Origin of the sequence: Halarchaeum acidiphilum MH1-52-1, from assembly GCF_000474235.1 — an archaeon.
In the GTDB taxonomy this organism is placed as follows: Archaea; Halobacteriota; Halobacteria; order Halobacteriales; family Halobacteriaceae; genus Halarchaeum; species Halarchaeum acidiphilum.
Genome location: NZ_BATA01000108.1, coordinates 1 through 4,335, shown reverse-complemented (window position 1 = coordinate 4,335; position 4,335 = coordinate 1). Strand labels below are relative to the sequence as shown.

The 4,335-nt window shown below is 60.2% G+C and carries 6 protein-coding genes and 1 pseudogene; 3 read left to right on the top strand and 4 right to left on the bottom strand.

Annotated features, from left to right (window positions below; all coding sequences use genetic code 11):
- Positions 1-130: 130 nt before the first annotated feature.
- A pseudogene (locus AOZ13_RS12970) lies at positions 131-355 on the bottom strand (IS5/IS1182 family transposase); the annotation flags it as partial.
- Positions 356-452: 97 nt separating this feature from the next.
- Here AOZ13_RS12970 and AOZ13_RS14080 point away from each other — a divergent pair.
- From AOZ13_RS14080 to AOZ13_RS12960, 3 genes are all read left to right on the top strand, one after another.
- Positions 453-671, top strand: coding sequence for a hypothetical protein (locus AOZ13_RS14080; RefSeq protein WP_021780803.1), 219 nt, complete (start codon positions 453-455; stop codon positions 669-671).
- A 78-nt stretch (positions 672-749) separates the two neighbouring features.
- Positions 750-1,118 (top strand): transposase, encoded by a 369-nt coding sequence (locus AOZ13_RS12965; RefSeq protein WP_020221299.1) that lies wholly within the window; start codon positions 750-752, stop codon positions 1,116-1,118.
- A gap of 76 nt (positions 1,119-1,194) precedes the next feature.
- Complete coding sequence (locus tag AOZ13_RS12960) at positions 1,195-1,896, top strand: metal-dependent hydrolase (RefSeq protein WP_021780801.1); 702 nt, start codon at positions 1,195-1,197, stop codon at positions 1,894-1,896.
- 12 nt (positions 1,897-1,908) lie between these two features.
- Here the strand turns inward: AOZ13_RS12960 and lhgO are convergent, their stop codons facing one another.
- The 3 genes from lhgO to AOZ13_RS12945 all read right to left on the bottom strand — a co-directional run.
- Positions 1,909-3,117: an L-2-hydroxyglutarate oxidase gene (gene lhgO / locus AOZ13_RS12955; protein WP_020221301.1), complete on the bottom strand. Its 1,209-nt coding sequence runs from the start codon at positions 3,115-3,117 to the stop codon at positions 1,909-1,911.
- A gap of 96 nt (positions 3,118-3,213) precedes the next feature.
- Positions 3,214-3,930, bottom strand: coding sequence for an ABC transporter ATP-binding protein (locus tag AOZ13_RS12950; protein WP_020221302.1), 717 nt, complete (start codon positions 3,928-3,930; stop codon positions 3,214-3,216).
- Positions 3,927-4,335 (bottom strand): ATP-binding cassette domain-containing protein (locus AOZ13_RS12945; RefSeq protein WP_148294602.1); only part of this gene is annotated, 409 nt, incomplete at its 5' end. The genes AOZ13_RS12945 and AOZ13_RS12950, both read right to left, overlap by 4 nt.

Genomic DNA, 4,335 nt, shown 5'->3' with positions numbered 1-4,335 from the left:
TCCATGTTCGGCTAAGCTCGTAGAAGCAGAGTAGCCGGATCTGAGGCTAGCACGATTCCTACGAGAACACCTGAGACAGACCGTATAGCAGTTAGAGAAATATTACGGGGAGTGTTATCCGAACATGGATGGACGGCGGTCGATTGAATCCACAGTTCAGCCAGACAACCATGTTCCGAAGCTCCCGCTCAACCGGACGAATGCCGTTGATGTCCTTGTAGTAGCAGTGGAGGAAGCCACGCATCAGCTCTGGTGGTTCGGGGTCTCGTGTTCGCCCCGTCTCCGCCGGGGCGAACACGTCGAACTCGTCGAGGAACTCAAAGGAGAGATGCTCGAACAGCGCTAGCGTCTCCACGACATTGAAGAACGACTCTACCGAAGGATCATCCTACAGGGTCGCTGAACTCATCCACCTCAGCATTCACCCTGCTCTTTGGTGTGCTAATCGTTCTATGACATCCACCTCCCGACAGACACCTATCTCTTCAATATACTCTAACTGTTCCGAGGAGATCGTCACGTATCTCGAAGGATACGGCAAAGAATGGGTTTCCGCCGTCGAGAGCAATGCGTACGTCACCTACGGTGGTGAACGGATCCGTGTCGATGCGCTAGCCGAGCGCATCGACACGGTGCCACGCACGATCAACAGCAAAACCCACTATATCTGACACAGAACCGTGAGGTAGGCCGTCTTGGCGAGGTAAAACTGGGCGGTCACCGAGAAAGAGTCGAGCGACGAACCGAGTGTGAAGTACATCGTGACGAACAAGATCGACGCGTCAGCGAGCCATCTCATCGAGTTGTACGCGATGAGATGGCATGTGGAAACGTTCTTTAAAGACACCAAGCAGAATCTGGGTTTTGGAGACTGCGAGTTACGGCACGCCGCAAGTGCCAGTCAGTACTGGCCCCTGCTGATGCTGGCCTACAGCCTCCTCAAGTTCGGTGCTGTAACCAGCGCTCTTAAAATAATTCTTGCGCATGCAAGCTCACTTCGCAACGATGTCAAGCGATCCTTCCGTGAAAGCGTTCAGAATCTTCTTTCGTGGGTACTGACTAGTCCAGACCGTAGTATCGACGAGCTAGTGCACCAGATCGATAGGGTGTTCGTTTAACGTGCGAAGTCAAGTAACTAATCACCACCCGGAGTGGAAACCAAACAATTATTATCATACATAGGAATATGATAGCATGCAAATCACCTACTACGGGCAGTCGGCGTTCCGACTCGAGTCAGACGAAGCCACCATCCTCATCGATCCTTGGCTGACGGACAACCCGCACACGGACGTGACCGGTGATGACGTTGAGGACGTGGACACGGTCGTCGTCACCCACGGCGCTTTCGACCACCTCGGCGACGCGCCAGATATCGTCCAGCGCCTCGGCGTCCCCCTCGTCTGCGACGTGGCGACCGCGTCCGTCCTCGCCGACCGCGGCGTCGACGATTCCCTCCTTGAGAACGTCGTATACGGCGGTGTCTACGAGGGCGACGGGTGGGAGGCGAAGGTCGTCGAAGCCCACCACCAGTCGGCGTACGTCGACGAGGGTGTCGTTGGCCCCGCAATGGCGTACGTCTTCACAATTGGCGGCGAGCGCGTCTACCACATGGGTGACACCGCAATCTTCGGCGACATCGAACTCTACGGCGAACTCTACGAGCCCACGGTGACGCTTATCCCCGTCGGCGAGGCCGACGGCTACTACGCGGAACTTCATCCTGACGAGGCCGCGCTCGTCGCGGACTGGCTTCCCTCTGAGCACTTCGTTCCCATGCACTACCCACCAGGTTCCGAGAAACCAATACACTTCGCTCACTACTGTGAGGAGAACGGTGTCACGCAGCGCGCAACGATCCACAACCTCGACGCTGGCGACCACCTCAATCTCTGACGGACCGCGCACTCACCGATCGAAGTTCTCGATCACAGCCTTGGAGACGTGATCGCCGAACGGCAGCGAGCACGTCAACCCCGGGGACACCGCGTTGAGGACGTGTGTCGAGTCTGATGCGTGCTCAAACACGGGGTCTTTCACGAGCGAGCCGTCCGCGCTGACGAGTTGCGCGCGGATCCCCGCGTAGCTCTTCCGGAAGTCCGCGCCGCGGACGCCGGGGACAAGTTTCCGCGCCGCTTCAACGAATCGCTCTTTCCGGTAGGACTTATGCAGTTCGTCCCAGGCGACGCGCAATATCTTCGGGGACGCGATCAGCCGCTGAAACCCCCGGTAAGAGAGGGTCTCCACGAGGTCGCCGACATTGACGTCCGTATTCTCGTAGGCTTCCCGGCCGAACGCAAGTACGGCGTTCGGCCCGACGATGACCTTCCCGTCCGTCCGCCGAGTGTAGTGGACGCCAAGGAAGGGAAGTTCGGGGTCCGGCGCGGGGTAGATCATCGACTGGCAAAGCTCGCGGCGATCGGGGACGAGTTCGTAGTACTCTCCGCGGAACGGAACGACCTGAAGGTCCTCGCCTACGTCGAAGGCCGACGCCACGGAATCCGCGTGCAGGCCGGCCGCGTTGACGACGTAGCGCGTTCGGAGGTCGCCTGAGGACGTGTGGAGCCGGTAGCCCTCGGAGGTCCGTGAGACGCCCTCGACGCACGTGTCCACGTAGAAGTCGACGCCGAGCGATACGGCGTCCCGGGCGAGGGAGTGGACGTACTGAACGGCGTCGATGGACGCGGCGCCCGGCGCGTAGAGTGCCGCGCGACCCGACGTGTGAGGTTCATGCGCTTCAATCTCGGCTTCGTCCTCGAGGATCTCCGTCTCTACGCCGTTCTCCCGGGCCTGCGCGTGCAGGGTGTTGAGGCGTTCTTCCTCTACGGCGTCCAACGCGACAACGAGGACGCCGCACTCGTCGAGGGGAATGTTTCGCTCGGCCGCGTACGTCTTCATGCGGGCCGTCCCCTCCGTAGCGAATTGGGCTTTCAGGGAGTCGGGCTCGTAGTTGAACCCCGGGTGGAGGACGCCGGAGTTCCGCCCACTCTGGTGCGCTGCGAGCTGATGTTCCTTCTCGACGACTGCCACGTCGAGGTCCGAGCGATCCGCGAGTGATCGGGCGATCGAACAACCGATACAGCCGCCGCCGACGACTGTGATATCGTGAGTGACCACATCCTTCTATCACAGGCCGGCAACATAAACTGTCCGTCGCGCTCGGTTCGCGATCAACCGAGAACGAGGTGTGGATGGATGAGAGGCGAGAACGCGTTAGGCGATGCCGATGTAGGCATCCCTGATGTACTCGTCCTCCCGGAACTCCGATGCGGTTCCGGATCGTGTGATCTCACCGTTCTCCAGGAGGTAGAGGCGCTCTGCGTGCTCCATCGCGAACACCGCGTTCTGCTCGACGAGGAAGACGGTCTGTCCGCGCGCCGCGAGCTCCTCGAAGGCATCATGGATCGACTCGATGATGACGGGCGCGAGCCCCTGTGTCGGTTCGTCGATCATTAGGAGGTCCGGCTCGGTCATCAGCGCGCGACCGATGGCGAGCATCTGTTGCTCCCCGCCGCTCATCGTCTCCGCGTTCTGCGAGCGGCGTTCGTCCAGCCGCGGGAAGAGGTCGTAAACTATCTCGAGGTTCTCCTCGAGGTAGTCGTTTCCCCGAGCGAACGCGCCCATCTCGAGGTTCTCCTCCACAGAGAGGTAGGGGAAGAGATCGCGGTTCTCTGTGCAGTGCGTCAATCCGAGTGAGACGAGGTCGTACGGCTCAGTCTCACCGGTCTCGGTCCCCTTGAAGGAAATCGAGCCCTCGTACTCCTTCAGGCCCGAGATTGCGTTCAGGAGAGTTGTCTTTCCCGCACCGTTCGGACCGATGAGGCCGACGATTTCGCCCTCACTCACGTTAAGGGAGATATTGTAGAGTGCCTGCGATCGGTGGTAGTGGACGCTGACGTCGCCGACGGAGAGCTTCGTATCGCTGCTCATTCCGCCGGCACCTCCTCATCGTCCTCGTCCCAGCCGGCGAGGTAAGCCTGTTGGACGCGTTCGTCGCTCGTCACGGCGTCCGGGTCACCTTGCACCAGCTTCCTGCCGTTGTGCAGGACGAGTACTTCGTCGACGAGTGCCATGAGTCCACGCATGTTGTGGTCAATGATAACGATGGTAATGCCGTCGTCACGCACCGCCGTGATGGCCTCAGAGAGGTTACGCATTTCCTGTTTATTCAGACCTGCGAACGGCTCGTCGAGCAGCAGGAGCTCCGGGTCGGTCGCGAGCGCGCGAGCTATCTCCAACCGCCGGAGGTCCGCGTGTGGGAGCGAGTCCGGGTACTCGTCGAGCACGTCGGTCAAATCGAGGCGTTCGGCGACCGACTCCACGCGCTCCTCGTCG

What these genes read in the sequence shown, in the direction of transcription:
- AOZ13_RS12960 (WP_021780801.1), top strand. Translation starts at nt 1,195, where the DNA reads ATGCAAATCACCTACTACGGGCAGTCGGCGTTCCGACTCGAGTCAGAC.
- AOZ13_RS12950 (WP_020221302.1), bottom strand. Translation starts at nt 3,930, where the DNA reads ATGAGCAGCGATACGAAGCTCTCCGTCGGCGACGTCAGCGTCCACTAC.
- AOZ13_RS14080 (WP_021780803.1), top strand. Translation starts at nt 453, where the DNA reads ATGACATCCACCTCCCGACAGACACCTATCTCTTCAATATACTCTAAC.